General features: G+C 37.6%; 13 protein-coding genes. 11 read left to right on the forward strand and 2 right to left on the reverse strand.

Features of this window, described 5'->3' with window-relative positions; all coding sequences use genetic code 11:
* Window positions 1–47: 47 nt before the first annotated feature.
* Both RU87_RS00565 and RU87_RS00570 read right to left on the reverse strand, forming a co-directional pair.
* Window positions 48–464, reverse strand: coding sequence for a hypothetical protein (locus RU87_RS00565; protein ID WP_082782104.1), 417 nt, complete (start codon window positions 462–464; stop codon window positions 48–50).
* Window positions 465–591: 127 nt separating this feature from the next.
* A complete protein-coding gene (locus RU87_RS00570) occupies window positions 592–1,410 on the reverse strand; it encodes an Rgg/GadR/MutR family transcriptional regulator (RefSeq protein WP_068159754.1) in 819 nt (272 codons plus the stop codon).
* Between the two features lie 261 nt (window positions 1,411–1,671).
* Between RU87_RS00570 and RU87_RS00575 the strand changes: the two genes are divergently transcribed.
* The 11 genes from RU87_RS00575 (at window position 1,672) to nrdD (ending at window position 15,994) form a co-directional block, all read left to right on the forward strand.
* Window positions 1,672–2,526: an aldo/keto reductase gene (locus RU87_RS00575; RefSeq protein WP_068159751.1), complete on the forward strand. Its 855-nt coding sequence runs from the start codon at window positions 1,672–1,674 to the stop codon at window positions 2,524–2,526.
* A gap of 329 nt (window positions 2,527–2,855) precedes the next feature.
* Entirely contained in the window at window positions 2,856–5,516 is a 2,661-nt protein-coding gene (locus tag RU87_RS00580) for a cation-translocating P-type ATPase (RefSeq protein WP_068159749.1), read from the forward strand.
* A gap of 107 nt (window positions 5,517–5,623) precedes the next feature.
* Window positions 5,624–6,115 carry an RNA polymerase sigma factor gene (locus tag RU87_RS00585; RefSeq protein ID WP_068159746.1) on the forward strand — a complete coding sequence of 164 codons (492 nt, stop codon included), beginning with the start codon at window positions 5,624–5,626 and terminating at the stop codon, window positions 6,113–6,115.
* Complete coding sequence (locus RU87_RS00590) at window positions 6,102–7,103, forward strand: anti sigma factor C-terminal domain-containing protein (protein ID WP_068159743.1); 1,002 nt, start codon at window positions 6,102–6,104, stop codon at window positions 7,101–7,103. Before RU87_RS00585 ends, RU87_RS00590 begins: the two co-directional genes overlap by 14 nt.
* A gap of 175 nt (window positions 7,104–7,278) precedes the next feature.
* Complete coding sequence (clpB, locus tag RU87_RS00595; RefSeq protein ID WP_068159741.1) at window positions 7,279–9,873, forward strand: ATP-dependent chaperone ClpB; 2,595 nt, start codon at window positions 7,279–7,281, stop codon at window positions 9,871–9,873.
* Window positions 9,874–10,075: 202 nt separating this feature from the next.
* Window positions 10,076–10,948, forward strand: a complete 873-nt coding sequence (locus RU87_RS00600; RefSeq protein ID WP_068159739.1) for an Rgg/GadR/MutR family transcriptional regulator — start codon at window positions 10,076–10,078, stop codon at window positions 10,946–10,948.
* An 81-nt stretch (window positions 10,949–11,029) separates the two neighbouring features.
* Window positions 11,030–11,335: a hypothetical protein gene (locus RU87_RS00605; RefSeq protein WP_068159735.1), complete on the forward strand. Its 306-nt coding sequence runs from the start codon at window positions 11,030–11,032 to the stop codon at window positions 11,333–11,335.
* Between the two features lie 249 nt (window positions 11,336–11,584).
* On the forward strand, window positions 11,585–11,947 hold the full coding sequence (locus RU87_RS00610) for a GntR family transcriptional regulator (RefSeq protein WP_068159732.1): 363 nt from the start codon (window positions 11,585–11,587) through the stop codon (window positions 11,945–11,947).
* A gap of 2 nt (window positions 11,948–11,949) precedes the next feature.
* A complete protein-coding gene (locus RU87_RS00615) occupies window positions 11,950–12,807 on the forward strand; it encodes an ATP-binding cassette domain-containing protein (RefSeq protein ID WP_068159728.1) in 858 nt (285 codons plus the stop codon).
* Window positions 12,804–13,535, forward strand: coding sequence for a hypothetical protein (locus tag RU87_RS00620; protein WP_068159725.1), 732 nt, complete (start codon window positions 12,804–12,806; stop codon window positions 13,533–13,535). The genes RU87_RS00615 and RU87_RS00620 overlap by 4 nt, the downstream gene beginning before the upstream one ends.
* A gap of 212 nt (window positions 13,536–13,747) precedes the next feature.
* Window positions 13,748–15,994 (forward strand): anaerobic ribonucleoside-triphosphate reductase, encoded by a 2,247-nt coding sequence (gene nrdD, locus RU87_RS00625; protein WP_068159724.1) that lies wholly within the window; start codon window positions 13,748–13,750, stop codon window positions 15,992–15,994.
* Window positions 15,995–16,066 lie beyond the last annotated feature (72 nt).

A 16,066-nucleotide genomic window follows, 5' to 3' on the forward strand; every position in this document is an offset into this window, starting at 1 on the left:
TACCCCATATGCTGTCGAATTTGATAGATTAAACAATTCTCCTATAGTCACAAAAAAGACCCTGATGAAAATTCACGTGCTAGTTTTGGGAGTTTCCAAAATCCATATGCTTGTATGATGAACCACATGATTTCAAAAACAGCAAAGATAAACATGACTGGATGAAAAGCGTGAATTAAGAGGTAAGTCATAAACCAAATAGAAAATAGCAGACGTCCTGCAGCATCATAAGCACCATAAATAGCCATAGGATAGCGAATACGAAGGATGGACCAGATAATGACGATAGAACCAAATAAGTTAACAAATACGACATGAATCGGCGCAAAAGTAGGTGTGGGAGAGAGTTGATTTAAAAAATGGTTGAGAAGTTGGAAGCTCCAAGGGGTAACAAAAGGTATGGTAAAGATAAAGTCATACATACCTGATAGGCGGACAATTTTTCTATAAGTTTCTGAATTCATTTAGTGATTTCCTTTCAATGTTGGCAGATGACACGCAATGAATCGTATCTCTGATTAATTTGATAGGTTTATTGTAGCCTATTGGAAGACACTAAACAAACTAAATCCGTTGGGAAAAACCAACGATTTAATTTGAATCAGGGTGTATTTCTTTTTCATAATAAAGTAGCAAGTTTTGGTTACCTAAACGCTCAATCAACTTCAGTGCTTCATTAATTTGTGCTTGTCCGAATGTATCGTCGTCAAATGTTAGGTTGATAACGCCTTGTGCTAGCATTTTTAAGGTTGCGATGTAAAAGTCAGTATGTTCGCGCTGTGGGTAATCCGTTAGGTGTAAAATACGTTTGGCAAGTATTTCTTCTTGCCGAAGGGATAATAAGATTACTGCACGATAGGCAATCTGATATATTCTGCGATAATATTTTGGAATCGTGATATAGTTACCACACTTCGTTTCAAATTCTTGGCAAAAAAGTGAAAGATCAGAAGTGGGTAAACTTTTGAGGGTGAAATAGGCTAAAGAGAGCTCAAAATAGCCCCATTGCTCGACTTGATGTAAGAAATTTCCTATGGCAGCATATTCCTTAGGCTGAAGTGGCTGTACACAGGCTTTAACAGCTAAGGATAAGTAGATTTCTCCAGAACTTTGTGCCTCGTCAAATAGTTTTGCTAATTTGTCTTGATTTTGAGCAAAGTCAGCTATTTCTAATTGACTTAAAAATTCTTCTTGGTAGTCTAAAACATGATGATTAATCAAAAACTCATACTCTGATAAGCTCACATTCATGATTTGTAGCATCGACTCAATTCGCTCAAACCCCATCATTACTTTCCCGTTTTCAAAGCGTGATAAATCGCCTTTGTTAACACCCGCTTCTTCAAAGTAGGATAAAGGTAGTTGTTTTTGTTTACGAAGCATCTGAAAGGCTTCACCGTATTTTGTCACTTGTCAAAGCTCCTTTTTGGGATTTAAATTCCCGTGTTTGTATGCCATTTATTATATCAGATCATAATGAGATGTTGTCAACTAATGATAGCTGTTAAAAAATATCTGATCAATTATCTCATCTCACGATAAATTCATATTTTAATTTTTTGCTAATCAGTTTAGGGTGTACTATAATGAAGCTAATAGCGGTGTTACCGTTATACGTGTCATACTGAATCAGTATCACACGCGCATATCAGGTTTATAAGGAGGAAGCAAATGACTTTATCAGATACATATCAGCTGAATAATGGTGAAAAAATTCCTGTTGTAGGATTTGGGACTTGGCAAACCCCGGATGGTGAGGTTGCTGAGAAGTCGGTGATTGCAGCTATTGATGCGGGATATCGCCATATCGATACGGCAGCTATCTATAAAAATGAAGGGTCTGTTGGCCGAGGGATTGCAAATGCTTCAGTAGCACGAGAAGCCCTTTTTGTGACAACAAAACTCTGGAATGATAATGTGACTTATGAACAAGCAGCAGCGGCTATTGATGAGAGCTTAGCTAGATTAGGACTTGATTATCTTGATCTGTATTTGATTCACTGGCCAAATCCAGAACGCATTCGTGAGACGATAGGCTACGAAAAACGTAACGCTGAGGTTTGGCGTGCAATGGAAGATGCAGTGACAGCTGGTAAAATCAAATCAATTGGTGTATCGAACTTCCGTCCGCATCACATAGATGCCTTGTTGAAAACAGCGAAAATTGTGCCAGCCGTGAATCAACTCTATATTAACCCAAGTGATCAGCAAGAAGAAGTGGTTGCCTATAACAAAGCACATGGTATCCTGACAGAAGCTTATTCACCGCTTGGTCGTGGTGAACTTCTAGAAGTCCCTGCTATAGTTGAAATTGCTGAAAAATATGGCAAAAGTACAGCACAGGTTGTCCTCAAATGGTCACTCCAAAAAGGCTATCTACCGTTACCAAAATCAGTGACACCGTCACGTATTATCGAAAATGGTCAACTGTTTGATTTTGACTTATCTGATGACGAGCTAACAGCAATCGATCAACTTCATGGTGTGGGATCACTAACAAGGGACCCAGATACGATAGATCACTAAGCACGTTCTCATTTAGGTGTCAGAACAGCATGAAACATAAGGTCTATTTAAAAAATCAAATCACTTAACTTGAATTCTCTTTAAAATTTGGTATAATTAAAGAGAACTCAAGGGAGTAGCAAGCAGAATTCTGCGCGACTATCGTCATTACGGCCATATCTGGCTCGGTAGTTGCTTAATATGCGAGACTTGTAGCTGTAGCTACAGGTCTCTTTTTTTATCATAGTCTCTATGAAGATGATAAAAAACTGTTTTGCCTCATAAGAGAGATCGGAGTCATTGCTGGATAGAAACTCTATCTATCGGATTTATTTTATAAGGAGAAAAAATTGTCGGAGAAAAAAATCTATACGCAAACCCCAGATGATGTCTTGGCTTCTTTAGCAACGACTAAAAAAGGATTAACTTCTAGTGAAGTGGAAACACGTCTCACGCAATATGGTAAAAATGAGTTAGACGCGGGTGCTAAAAAGACTTTATTGGTGAAGTTCCTTGAACAGTTTAAAGATTTAATGATTATTATTTTGATCGTTGCAGCTATCTTGTCTGTTGTGACAAGTGGTGGTGAGGATATTAGTGATGCCATTATTATCTTAGCTGTTGTGATTATTAATGCAATTTTTGGTGTTTACCAAGAAGGTAAAGCTGAGGCAGCTATCGAGGCATTAAAATCAATGTCAACACCTTTAGCGCGTGTCCGTCGTGATGGCCACGTAGAGGAGATTTCATCAGATTTATTAGTACCTGGTGATATCGTCTCTCTAGAAGCTGGTGATGTTGTGCCTGCTGATATGCGATTACTTGAGGTTAATTCACTGAAAATTGAAGAGGCTGCCTTAACGGGTGAGTCTGTACCAGTAGAAAAAGACTTAGCGGTAGCGGTTGCTGAGGATGCTGGTATTGGTGATCGTGTGAATATGGCTTACCAAAATTCAAATGTGACTTATGGTCGTGGATTAGGTGTTGTGGTTGCAACAGGTATGAAGACTGAGGTTGGTAAAATCGCCTCTATGCTTCAAAATGCCGAAGAAACTGATACACCACTTAAACAGAATTTGAATAGTCTATCTAAAATCTTGACTTATGCGATTTTGTTAATTGCAGCAGTTACCTTTGTGATAGGGGTATTTTTACAAGGTCATCCACCGCTTGAAGAGTTGATGACCTCTGTAGCACTTGCTGTTGCGGCAATACCAGAAGGGTTACCTGCTATTGTAACGATTGTCCTTGCACTAGGGACACAGGTATTATCTAAGAAAAATGCTATCGTAAGAAAACTACCAGCTGTTGAAACACTTGGATCAACTGAAATCATTGCTTCTGACAAAACAGGAACATTAACAATGAATCAGATGACTGTTGAAAAAGTCTATACGAATGGTCAATTACAAGATGCAACGGATGATATCGCACTTGATGATATTACGCTGCAGGTTATGAACTTTGCCAATGATACAAAGATTTCAAAAGAAGGTAAACTGGTTGGTGACCCGACAGAAACTGCACTTGTACAGTATGGTATCGATCATAACTTTGATATTCGTCAGAATCTTAAAACGCAACCACGTGTAGCAGAATTACCATTTGATAGTGATCGTAAATTGATGAGTACGGTACACAAAATCAGTGAAGAGAAGTATCTCATTGCTGTTAAGGGTGCGCCAGATCAACTCTTAAAACGCATTACTAAAAAGCTCGTTAACGGTCAAGTTGTCGAGATGACACAAGCTGATCGAGATGAGATTTTAGCATTGAATAAATCACTCGCAAAACAAGCACTGCGTGTCTTGATGATGGCCTACAAGTATGATCATCAAGTACCAGCACTTGAAACTGAGACACTTGAGCAGGATTTGATTTTCGCAGGCTTGATCGGTATGATTGACCCAGAGCGTAAAGAAGCAGCTGAAGCTGTTCGTGTCGCTAAAGAAGCAGGTATCCGCCCAATCATGATCACAGGTGACCACCAAGATACTGCAGAAGCGATTGCCAAACGTCTAGGTATCATCGATGAAGGTGACACAGAAGATCACGTGTTCACTGGTGCTGAACTGAATGAACTCTCTGATGAAGAGTTCCAAAGAGTTGTCTCTCAATACTCAGTATATGCGCGTGTGTCACCTGAACATAAGGTGCGTATCGTCAAAGCATGGCAAAACGAAGGTAAAGTCGTTGCCATGACAGGTGATGGTGTCAATGATGCACCAGCACTAAAAACGGCAGATATCGGTATTGGTATGGGGATCACGGGTACAGAAGTCTCTAAAGGTGCTTCTGATATGGTTCTGGCTGATGACAACTTTGCAACGATTATCGTCGCAGTTGAAGAAGGTCGTAAGGTTTTCTCAAATATTCAAAAAACGATTCAGTACCTGCTTTCTGCTAATACTGCAGAAGTGTTGACGATCTTCTTAGCTACTTTATTTGGTTGGGATGTGTTAGAACCTGTTCATTTGTTATGGATTAACTTAGTAACAGATACCTTCCCTGCGATCGCCCTTGGGGTAGAACCTGCTGAGCCGGGTGTAATGACACATAAACCTCGTGGTCGTAAAGCAAGTTTCTTTAGTGGTGGTGTACTCTTTGCCACAATCTATCAAGGGCTGTTACAAGCAGCACTTGTGTTAGGTGTTTATGGTATCGCAATTAAATGGCCAGTTCATACGGGTGCTGCGATGCATGCGGATGCGTTAACGATGGCGTTTGCGACACTTGGGCTAATCCAGCTCTTCCATGCCTTTAATGCGAAATCAGTTTACCAGTCTATCTTAACGGTTGGTCCTTTCCGTAGTAAAACATTTAACTGGTCTATCGTGGTATCTGGTGTCTTGATGGCGGCAACAATCGTTGTTCCTGGTTTTAATAGCATTTTCCACGTCGCACACTTAGATGGTTACCAATGGGCAATCGTCTTTGCTGGATCATTTGCTATGATTATCATCGTAGAAATTGTTAAAGCAATCCAACGTGCTATGGGATTAGATAAGTAATACAATAAAACTTTGTCAATAGACAAGGTTTTTTGTCATATTAAATTATGCTATCGATTTTTGTAACCAATTCAGATTTGATTCGTTATATAAGTAAGGAGGGAATTGTGAACATTAGTCGATATGAAGCGTTACTTGTGACTTATACTTTAGAAATTCAACGCTATTTAGTCAAACATGGTGCAACCGTCAGTGATGCACAAGATATCGTCCAAGACGTGCTCGTGAAATTAATTCAGGCTGATATTATATTGTCACCTGATAAACTACGACCCTGGTTATATCGGGTGGCACTGAGTCGATTTTATGATTTGTACCGGAGAAAAAAACGCTATCAAGCACTTTTAAATGAGCAGTTTTATTTACTCTATGGTAATCAGGAATATGTAGATGAAAGTAGCGCTTTCTTACTCCATGAAGCCATCAAAAAGTTAGATGATTACCAGCTCGCCTTGATTGTACTTTATTATGAAGAGGATAAGTCTATTAAAGAACTATCAAGTATTTATCAGATTTCAGAGGCTAAGGTTAAGACAGATTTATACCGAGTTAGACAAAAATTAAAAAGAGAAATGGAGCAAGCAGATGAACGAAACTGAAGTTTTTGGCAAGATGATCAAAAAAGAAAAAAGAAAAAAGATACTATTAACAGTTAGTATCTCTATCGGAACCACACTCATCATCGCTTTATTTGGTTTCTTTATGATCAACCAAAGAATGGGTGTGCAATTTAAAAAGGCACAAGAAGTCGCAAATATTACAGATTTGATAGAATCACCAAATATTACCTCCACTTCTCAATATACCAGTGAATATGGGCGTTTTAGTTCACAACTCAGGAGTGAAAGATTTAAAAATATTGATGGGTATATGGTGAAAACTAGTCCTTTAGAAATTGACTATAACTTGTTTGGTGTTGGGTATGGGGGCATTCAGAATTCTCCATTAACTGTGCCAATTAGTAAAACAAAACAAATCGGTGCATTTAGTCGACAAAATGGTGAGAAAATTCCTATCTTTTTCAATCCTAAACATGAACTGAATCAGGATGAGCAAGCAGTCGGCTTATCTCATGAGTCTAAAACTTTATCTAGCTTAACAAAACATGTGGCCGAGGTTGCGATTTCCTTTAAAACCCCCATGAGTTACGCAGAGATACAAAAAGCGCTGCCTGATAATCTCTTGATTAATTGGTATTGGATCGGCATGGATAATGATAAGTTGGCAGTTACAGATACAGTTGGTAGGGTCATCGGTATTAATACTGATAGAGATGGGAGACTAATAGATGAGTCACTAAAAACAAACGATTCATCTGAGTGGGCTGATAATAACTACCCGGCATTTGTTGCTGCTGTCAAGAAAGCAGCTAGTCAACGGTCTTATACGGTCAATGGTATCGATATTTACCAAGATGCCTTAAAACAAGTCAAAAAATATCCTAGTCTAGATAAGGCTAAATTCTCTGGTGTCATTGTTAGCGGTCGCACAGAAAATCTTGCTAAATTAGATGATGAGCCCTATATTTATGCGACTAGCGTGGGTGTTGAAGCAGAGATGTTACCTTATATCGAGCCAATCAAATAAGTAAATGACTTGTCTAATCAGGCAAGTTTTTTATTTTATAAGGCTTGCTAAATAGATTAACTCATTTAAAATAAAAAGTTTGACCTTTGTTGACCAAATCGGTATAATAGGTATTAGAGATGAAACATCTCTAGAAATATCGTAATTTTACTTCTTAGAAAAGGAAGGAATGAACATGCAAATTGAAAAAATGACAACAACTTTACAACAAACATTAGCAGAAGCACAAAAAATAGCACAAGTACGTCAACACCAAAATATAGAGATTGCACATCTTTGGAAAGTATTGGTCCAACCTGGCCAGTTTGCGCGTGATTTTTATCAAGATTTAGGTCTAGACTTAGGCAGTTTTGAAGCAGTAATTGATCAGGAACTAGATAAAATATCTGTCGTAACGGGGAGTAATATCGCCTATGGTCAAAATCTAAGTCAAAATTTATTTAACTTATTTAATCATGCAGAGCAGCTTGCAACGCAGTTTAAGGATGAATTTCTATCAACAGAGACGGTCTTATTAGCGCTGTTTTCACAAGCACAAAATGCCTTAACCAAAGAGCTGAAACATCAAGGTGTCACGCAAAAAATGGTTAAAGAAAAGATTGAAAGTATGAGAGGGGGAAGTTCTGTGACCAGTCAAAATCAAGAAGAACAATATGAAGCATTAAAAAAATATGGGGAAGACTTAGTCGAAAAAGTTAAATCTGGTAAGATGGATCCCGTTATCGGACGCGACGAAGAAGTTCGTGATGTTGTTCGAATTCTGTCTCGTAAGACCAAAAACAATCCTGTGCTTATCGGAGAACCCGGTGTTGGTAAAACAGCTATCGTCGAGGGGTTAGCACAACGTATCGTCAAAAAAGATGTGCCGACAAATCTACAAGATAAAACGATCTTTAGTTTAGATATGGGTGCCTTAATCGCAGGTGCTAAGTTCCGTGGAGAATTTGAAGAGCGGCTGAAAGCTGTCCTAAATGAAATCAAAAAATCAGATGGTCAAATTATTTTATTTATCGATGAAATTCACACGATCGTAGGCGCAGGTAAAACAGAAGGCTCTATGGATGCAGGAAATCTCTTGAAACCTATGTTAGCTAGAGGTGAGTTGCATTTGATTGGTGCGACGACTTTAGATGAATACCGTCAAAATTTTGAGAAGGATAAAGCGTTAGAGCGTCGTTTCCAAAAAGTATTAGTCCAAGAACCTACTGTTGAAGATACTATCTCTATTTTGAGAGGGCTAAAGGATCGATTTGAAGTCCATCATGGTGTGAAAATTCACGATAATGCGTTGATTGCTGCAGCAACACTATCAAACCGTTATATTACGGATCGTTTCTTACCTGATAAAGCCATTGATTTGGTCGATGAGGCGAGTGCAACGATTCGTGTGGAGATGAATTCATCTCCGACAGAGTTAGATCAAATTACACGTAAGTTGATGCAACTTGAAATCGAAGAAGAAGCCTTAAAGAAAGAAACGGATGATGCGTCTAAGAAACGGTTGACGCTTTTACAAGAAGAACTTGCCAATACCCGTGAAACAGCTAATAGTCTTAAGATGCGTTGGGAAACTGAAAAAGAAGCAGTTGAAGCTATCCATACAAAACGTGCTGAGTTAGAACAAGCACGGATTGAGTTGGAAAATGCTGAGAATGCCTATAATCTCGAGCAGGCAGCCATCTTACGACATGGCACTATTCCAAAACTTGAAAAAGAGGTCGTCGCGTTAGAGCAGGCGCAAACTGAGGACACAGCGAATCATTTGATTCAAGAATCTGTAACAGATCAAGAAATCGCCCAAGTAATCGGTCGATTGACCGGTATACCTGTGACGAAGTTAGTTGAGGGTGAAAAAGAAAAATTACTACATCTGGCAGATACTTTACATCAAAGAGTTGTCGGACAAGAAGAAGCAGTTGATGCGGTATCTGATGCCATTATCAGAAGTCGAGCAGGCTTACAAGATCCTAATAAACCTTTGGGTAGTTTTCTTTTCTTAGGACCTACTGGTGTTGGTAAAACAGAGTTAGCCAAAAGTCTAGCAGAAAACCTATTTGATTCTGAAAGCCATATGGTTCGTATCGATATGAGTGAATATATGGAAAAACATAGTGTCTCTCGTTTAGTCGGGGCACCTCCAGGATATGTCGGCTATGATGAAGGTGGCCAATTAACCGAGGCTGTTCGTCGCAATCCATATACGATCGTGTTATTAGATGAGATCGAGAAAGCACATCCAGATGTCTTTAACATCTTACTTCAAGTCTTAGATGATGGTAGATTAACCGATTCTAAAGGTGTTGTGGTAGATTTTAAGAATACTGTGATGATCATGACCTCTAATATCGGCTCACGGATTCTACTTGATGGTATTGAAAGTGATGGTAGTTTAGAGAATACGACCAAAGAAGCGGTTTTAGATGAGTTGAAGTTACACTTTAAACCTGAATTCTTAAATCGTATCGATGATACTGTTGTCTTTACACCACTGACATTACAAGTTGTCAAAGAAATCATAGACAAAATCGTCGTACAATTATCAGCACGCTTGGCACATCAAGATATCCATCTAGAATTAACAGAAGATGCGACAAACTGGATAGCTAAAAATGCTTACGAACCAGAATACGGTGCACGTCCTATCAAACGATTTGTGACCAAACATCTGGAAACACCTCTTGCCAAAGCATTAGTCTCTGGTAAGTTTGCACCAAATACTGTTGTCCTTGTTGGCTTAAAAGATGACAAATTATGTTTTGATGTGAAATAAGGGTTAATAATTGAACGAAGACCAACAATCTGATTGTCAGATTGTTGGTCTTTTTTTGTTTCTTTTAATTGCTCAACTGACAAATCATCACAATATGTAAGCGTTTTTAAAAATACCTGTTTTTTTAAGATTAATGTGTTATGATTAAGTTAACAGTTAAATAAAAAACGTAAACTATCTAAATGACAGAAAGGACTTATGTATGCAGTATGATGATTTTGAAGATGATGTTTTTGATATTCAAGCTACATTTAAAGCTTTACGTAAGGCAAGAGGCTATACACAAGCTGATTTGGCAGATGGGACTGTTTCTAAATCTCTTATCTCTAAGTTTGAAAGTGGGATCAGTATGATATCGGCTGATAAGATGCTATATCTGATTTCAAAGCTTAATATGACAGCTAATGAATTTGTTGCGGCCTTGACTCATTATCAGCCAGACCATATGCAACGACTCTATCAGACCTTAAACCAACTTCATCTCTCAGGTCTGCAAGGTGTGGACAGTTCAGAAAAGTTAATAATAGAAAAGGCGACCGATAAGTTTGACATTCTGTCTAATATCATGATTAAAAGTGCTTTGCAAGAGCTGACTGGACAGCACTATATTTGCGAATGTGAAAAATATATTGTTGGTGATTATTTAACTGAAATTGATAATTGGACTGAGTTTGAGGTCAAGCTGCTTTATTACGTTTCTCCTATTTTGGATAGTGGCGATTGTCGTTGGTTTGGGGAAATATTGATTGAGAGACAATCCTATTTTTATCATGGTGCACATCGTCGATTATTTATTTTAACGTTAATTAGGCTGTACCAATGTTTACTGGAGCATGGGACGTTAGATTATGCTACATTCTTTAGAGATAAAATTTGCCAACTAGCGTTTGATGATCATTTAATTGCGACTGTGAAGTTTCAAATATTAAGGGATTTACATGATTACATCAACAAGCCAACAAAAGAAAATGTTATTAAAGCAGAGCGCTACCTAGATCATATTGAGGCATTGGGTGTCAAAAGTATTGTCGATGATGCAAGAGCTAGACTGAGGAGACAAAATGAACATGACTAATTTCATTTTAGTCTAATTTTTCGTTATGGAGGCTATGTACCAAGAGTAGCAGCTAGTCCAGCATAAAAGAAGAGGTATCATATGCGTGTGAAAAGAAAATATATTGTGTTAGTATTTCCTGTATTGATGATGATTTATGGTGTGATTTATATAACTTTTTGGACTCATACGTCCCTGACGGTTTATGGTGTTGATAAGATTGAGACTTATAAATTGACTAATGATAAGTCAACCGATGATTTTAAAATTAAGAAGATGTTCTTAAGTAGTGGGGAAGTTATCGATAATCTAACGCTAAGAGATATAAAGGCAAGAGGCCTGTTAGTCTTTAATACAAATGAGGCGTTTCAAAAAAATGTAGGATTTGAAAAATCAATGCTAAATTGAGCTCGTGTGCTGTTCTTTGTAAACCCAAAAAGATACGTCGTATAAGTAATCAGAATAGTTAAGCATCACTATAAACATATGGTCAAACCCCTTCGTGATTAGGCGAGGAGGTTTTTATGTTAAACTTTTTTTATTTTTTTGTTGACAAACTCTTTTTTTAGTTATATACTTAGTTAGTCAAGTAACGAACCAGTTAGGTTTGCGATTGAAACATACGATCGTCATAAATAACGATAATAGGAGGTATACATGAAGTTTGATGAGTCAAGTCACTTACCCTTATTTGAGCAAGTCGCACAACAGATAGAAGCAGCTATTTTAAGTGATGCTTTTCCGGAGGCTAGTCAAATACCATCGACTACTGAAATTTCTAAACAATTTCAGATTAATCCAGCAACTGTGTTAAAAGGGATGAATTTATTAGTTGATAAAGCAATTATTGAGAAAAAGAGAGGGATTGGTGTATTTGTGAAACAAGGTGCAAAAAAAATCATTCAAGAAGAAAAGCGTACGTACTTCTTTAATCAAGAAATCAGTCAACTAATTGAAGAGGCGAAGCGCCTTGATATTACCTTATCAGAGTTAATCACAAAAATAGAAAGTGGGTATTAAAGATGAGTTTAGCTATTCAACATATTGAGAAATCTTATCGTAATCAGCAGGTCTTAACGGACATTCAAATCGATTTTCAACCAGAAACACTCTATGGTTTATTAGGTAGAAATGGTGCTGGTAAAAGTACTTTGTTAAATGTTATCAACAGTCGTATTTTTGCAGATAAGGGAAGCATTACCTTAGATGGTGAAAATTTGATTGAAAATGAAGCATTACAAAATCGTGTTTTCTTAACTAGTGAGGATAATTTGTATCCTAAGTCGATCAAGGTCAACCAAGTCTTAAAATTAACCGAAGCTTTCTATGGTGGATTTGACTGGGTATTTGCCAATCATTTAATCAAAGCGTTCAAGTTAAATCCTAAGCTCAGTTTTAAAAAATTATCAACAGGTTACCGTAGTATTCTAAAATTGATTATTGCGCTTTGTGTGCCCGTAGACTATATTTTCCTAGATGAACCGATTTTGGGGTTAGACGCGAGTCACCGTGATTTATTTTATCGTGCTTTGATTGAGACTTATAGTGAACGGCCACGAACATTTGTCATCTCAACTCATTTGATTGAAGAGGTTGCTAATTTGATATCAGAATTCATTATCATTGATGGTGGTCGAGTGATCGAGCAGAAATCAGCAGAAGATATCCAGCAGTCTGGTGCAACCGTTTCAGGTGCCAAAGAGCTTGTTGAAGACTTTATACAAGGTATGAATATCATAGGTATGGATCGCTTAGGTAGTCTAGTGAGTTACTATATAAAAGATTATCAACAGCAAGAGGTGCCAGATGGGATCAGCATCTCACCACTTAATTTGCAGGCATATTTTGTTAAATTAACACAAAGAGAGGAAGAAAAATGATGAAATTAAAAGCAGCATTACAGTATCGTATGATCTATCAGTTAAAGTCTTTGGGAATATTCTATCTGTATTTCATCGGGTTCGCAGTTGTCTTGCCTGGTCTAGCTATGTTTTTCTCTAATACCTCAGCTACAGCAGAATCAGAGTTAACTCTCCCTGCTTTAATCTTTGCTATTATCCTTTCAGTCATTGGCATTCGGTCTGATTTTAAATTATTCATTCAAAATGGCCTGAATCGTTTGCATATTTTTGTGTCTAACTTGATCAGTAATTTTGTGATTGCTAATGTTATTGTACTTGCGATGGCAGCTTTCAGATTAATTTTTAAAACGTTTTTTTCAGATCACTTTGACTATCAGTTTATGATCCTTGATTTTTATCAGCCAAAAACCTTGTTTTCTCAGTACTTACTTTTATTCTTGATCATCTTTTGGGGCATGGCATTAGGGCTGGTCATTGGTCTATTTTTAGATCGGTTCTCATTTATAGTTCGCCTATTGATTGGTGGTGGTGTGCTCTTATTTCCTATTTTATTTGGGACTGTCTTTACGACTTTGAGCGAGGCTGGTAAAGATAACGTATTAACGAATTTAGCACATACTTTAGGAATCACGGAAAATGGCTTAAAAGCGGGACCACTTATGTTGACTTTATTTATCTTGATCTGTGTGAACTTAGTGCTTGCTTATTTGATGAATCGTCGTCGTGAATTACAACGCATTGCTTAAATTATCAGCTACAGATTTCTCTGCTTACGCAGTTTATCTGGCTTTATAGCAGGTCAATCAATGAATTTAAAACTCTCCTTGACAAACTATATATAGTGTGTCAAGGAGGTTTTTTAAATTATTTAATACCATATATAGTTAATCTATCCTTTACAACTTTAAAAATGAGTGGTAGAATGTAGCTAAAATAGTTTAGAAAATGGGTAGTGAATATGAGTACTGTAACAAATATGGAGATAGGTCTTGATACGATAGTTGTCATCAAACGAGATGGTCGTCAGTTAAGTTTTGAACCAGAAAAAATTTATGAAGCACTGAGAAAAGCTTCAGATGAACTGACACATATTTCACCTGTTCAAGAAGTAAAACTAGAACGGTTGACAGACAAAATTGTGGCAACGATTTTTGATCGGTTTGATAAAGATGTTCAAATTTACGAAATTCAAAATATTGTTGAACATGTCTTATTAGATGCTAATGAATATCAGCTAGCTAAAGTGTATATTAACTATCGAACACAACGTGATTTTGAACGGTCTCAGGCGACAGATATTAACTTTACCATTGATAAATTGATTAATAAAGAGCAAGCTGTCGTCAATGAAAATGCTAATAAAGATAGTGATGTGTTTAATACACAGCGTGATTTAACAGCAGGGATCGTTGGTAAGTCAATCGGTTTGAAGTTATTACCACCACATGTTGCAAATGCCCACCAAAAAGGTGATATTCACTTTCATGATCTAGATTATCAACCTTATGCACCGATGACAAACTGTTGTTTGGTTGATGTAAAAGGGATGTTGCGAGATGGCTTTAAACTGGGTAATGCAGTGATTGATAGTCCGAAATCAATCCAAACAGCTGCTGCACAAATTTCACAAATCATTGCCAATGTCGCGTCTAGCCAGTACGGTGGAACGTCTGTAAACCGGATAGACGAGGTGCTTGCACCTTATGCTGCTCTAAATTTTGCTAAGCACATGCAAGATGCTCAAGAGTGGGTAGCACCTGAAAAACATGAAGCATATGCGCGTGCTAAAACGAAAAAAGACATCTATGATGCCATGCAAAGTTTAGAGTATGAGATTAATACACTGTTTACCTCAAACGGCCAAACACCTTTTACAACTTTTGGTTTTGGACTTGGTGAAGACTGGTATGCGCGTGAAATCCAAAAAGCAATTCTTGAAAATCGTATCAAAGGGTTAGGAAAAGAAGGTCGTACAGCGATTTTTCCTAAGCTTGTCTTCACGTTGAAACGTGGGTTGAATTTGAATGAACAAGACCCGAACTATGATATCAAGTGCTTGGCAGCAGTGTGTTCGACGAAGCGGATGTATCCAGATGTCGTGAGTTACGATAAAATTGTCGAACTGACAGGATCGTTTAAAGCGCCGATGGGCTGTCGTAGTTTCTTGCAAGGTTGGGAAGATGAAAATGGCAATGATGTTGTTGATGGCCGTATGAATTTAGGGGTTGTGACCCTGAATTTACCACGTATTGCTTTAGAATCAAAAGGGGATAAGTCAAAATTTTGGCAACTTTTCCATGAACGTATGTCTGTCATGAAAGACGCTTTAGTTTATCGTGTTGAACGTGTGAAAGAGGCGATTCCTGCCAATGCTCCTATTCTTTATGAAAATGGCGCATTTGGTAAACGTCTTGGTAAAACTGACTCGGTAGATGAGTTGTTTAAAAATCGTCGTGCGACAGTTTCTGCTGGTTATATCGGTTTATATGAAGTCGCAACTGAATTTTACGGTGGCCAATGGGAAACAAATCCTGAAGCTAAAGCTTTTACTCTGGATATCTTACGTGAGATGAAAACGGCTGTTAATGAGTGGTCTGATACATATGATTATCATTTTTCAATCTATTCAACTCCATCTGAAAGTTTGACGGACAGATTCTGCCGTTTAGACACAGAAAAATTTGGTATTGTAAAAGATATTACAGATAAAGAATACTACACAAATTCGTTCCATTATGATGTTCGTAAAAATCCGACACCATTTGAAAAATTGGAATTTGAAAAAGATTATCCGGTCTATGCTAGTGGTGGGTTCATTCATTATTGTGAGTATCCGATGTTACAACAAAATCCCAAAGCCTTAGAAGCAGTGTGGGATTTTGCTTATGATCGTGTTGGGTATCTTGGTACAAATACACCGATCGATAAGTGTTATGAATGTGAGTTTGAAGGCGACTTTAAAGCGACTGAACGTGGATTTCAGTGTCCAAATTGTGGGAATACTGACCCTAAGACAGTTGATGTTGTGAAACGGACTTGTGGTTATCTTGGTAATCCACAAGCACGTCCGATGGTTAATGGGCGTCATAAAGAAATTGCGTCACGTGTGAAACATATGAATGGGTCTATCGGACATCTATCAAATGGGGATGATTTAGATAGCGCAACTGTTGATGCAGCAAAATCTAAGTTTTTTAAATCATAATTGATCGTCAAAAAACAGCAAGACTGGCTTGCTGTTTTTTTGAGTATAAATGATGTGACAAGTTGCAGATTA

Source organism: Pseudolactococcus plantarum (assembly GCF_002441715.1).
Classification (GTDB): Bacteria; Bacillota; Bacilli; order Lactobacillales; family Streptococcaceae; genus Pseudolactococcus; species Pseudolactococcus plantarum.

Bases quoted from the DNA above. Each gene is read 5' to 3' on its own strand.
- RU87_RS00600 (WP_068159739.1), top strand. From the start codon at position 10,076: ATGCAGTATGATGATTTTGAAGATGATGTTTTTGATATTCAAGCTACA.
- clpB (WP_068159741.1), top strand. From the start codon at position 7,279: ATGCAAATTGAAAAAATGACAACAACTTTACAACAAACATTAGCAGAA.
- RU87_RS00575 (WP_068159751.1), top strand. From the start codon at position 1,672: ATGACTTTATCAGATACATATCAGCTGAATAATGGTGAAAAAATTCCT.
- RU87_RS00620 (WP_068159725.1), top strand. From the start codon at position 12,804: ATGATGAAATTAAAAGCAGCATTACAGTATCGTATGATCTATCAGTTA.
- RU87_RS00615 (WP_068159728.1), top strand. From the start codon at position 11,950: ATGAGTTTAGCTATTCAACATATTGAGAAATCTTATCGTAATCAGCAG.
- nrdD (WP_068159724.1), top strand. From the start codon at position 13,748: ATGAGTACTGTAACAAATATGGAGATAGGTCTTGATACGATAGTTGTC.
- RU87_RS00610 (WP_068159732.1), top strand. From the start codon at position 11,585: ATGAAGTTTGATGAGTCAAGTCACTTACCCTTATTTGAGCAAGTCGCA.
- RU87_RS00605 (WP_068159735.1), top strand. From the start codon at position 11,030: ATGCGTGTGAAAAGAAAATATATTGTGTTAGTATTTCCTGTATTGATG.
- RU87_RS00590 (WP_068159743.1), top strand. From the start codon at position 6,102: ATGAACGAAACTGAAGTTTTTGGCAAGATGATCAAAAAAGAAAAAAGA.
- RU87_RS00565 (WP_082782104.1), bottom strand. From the start codon at position 464: ATGAATTCAGAAACTTATAGAAAAATTGTCCGCCTATCAGGTATGTAT.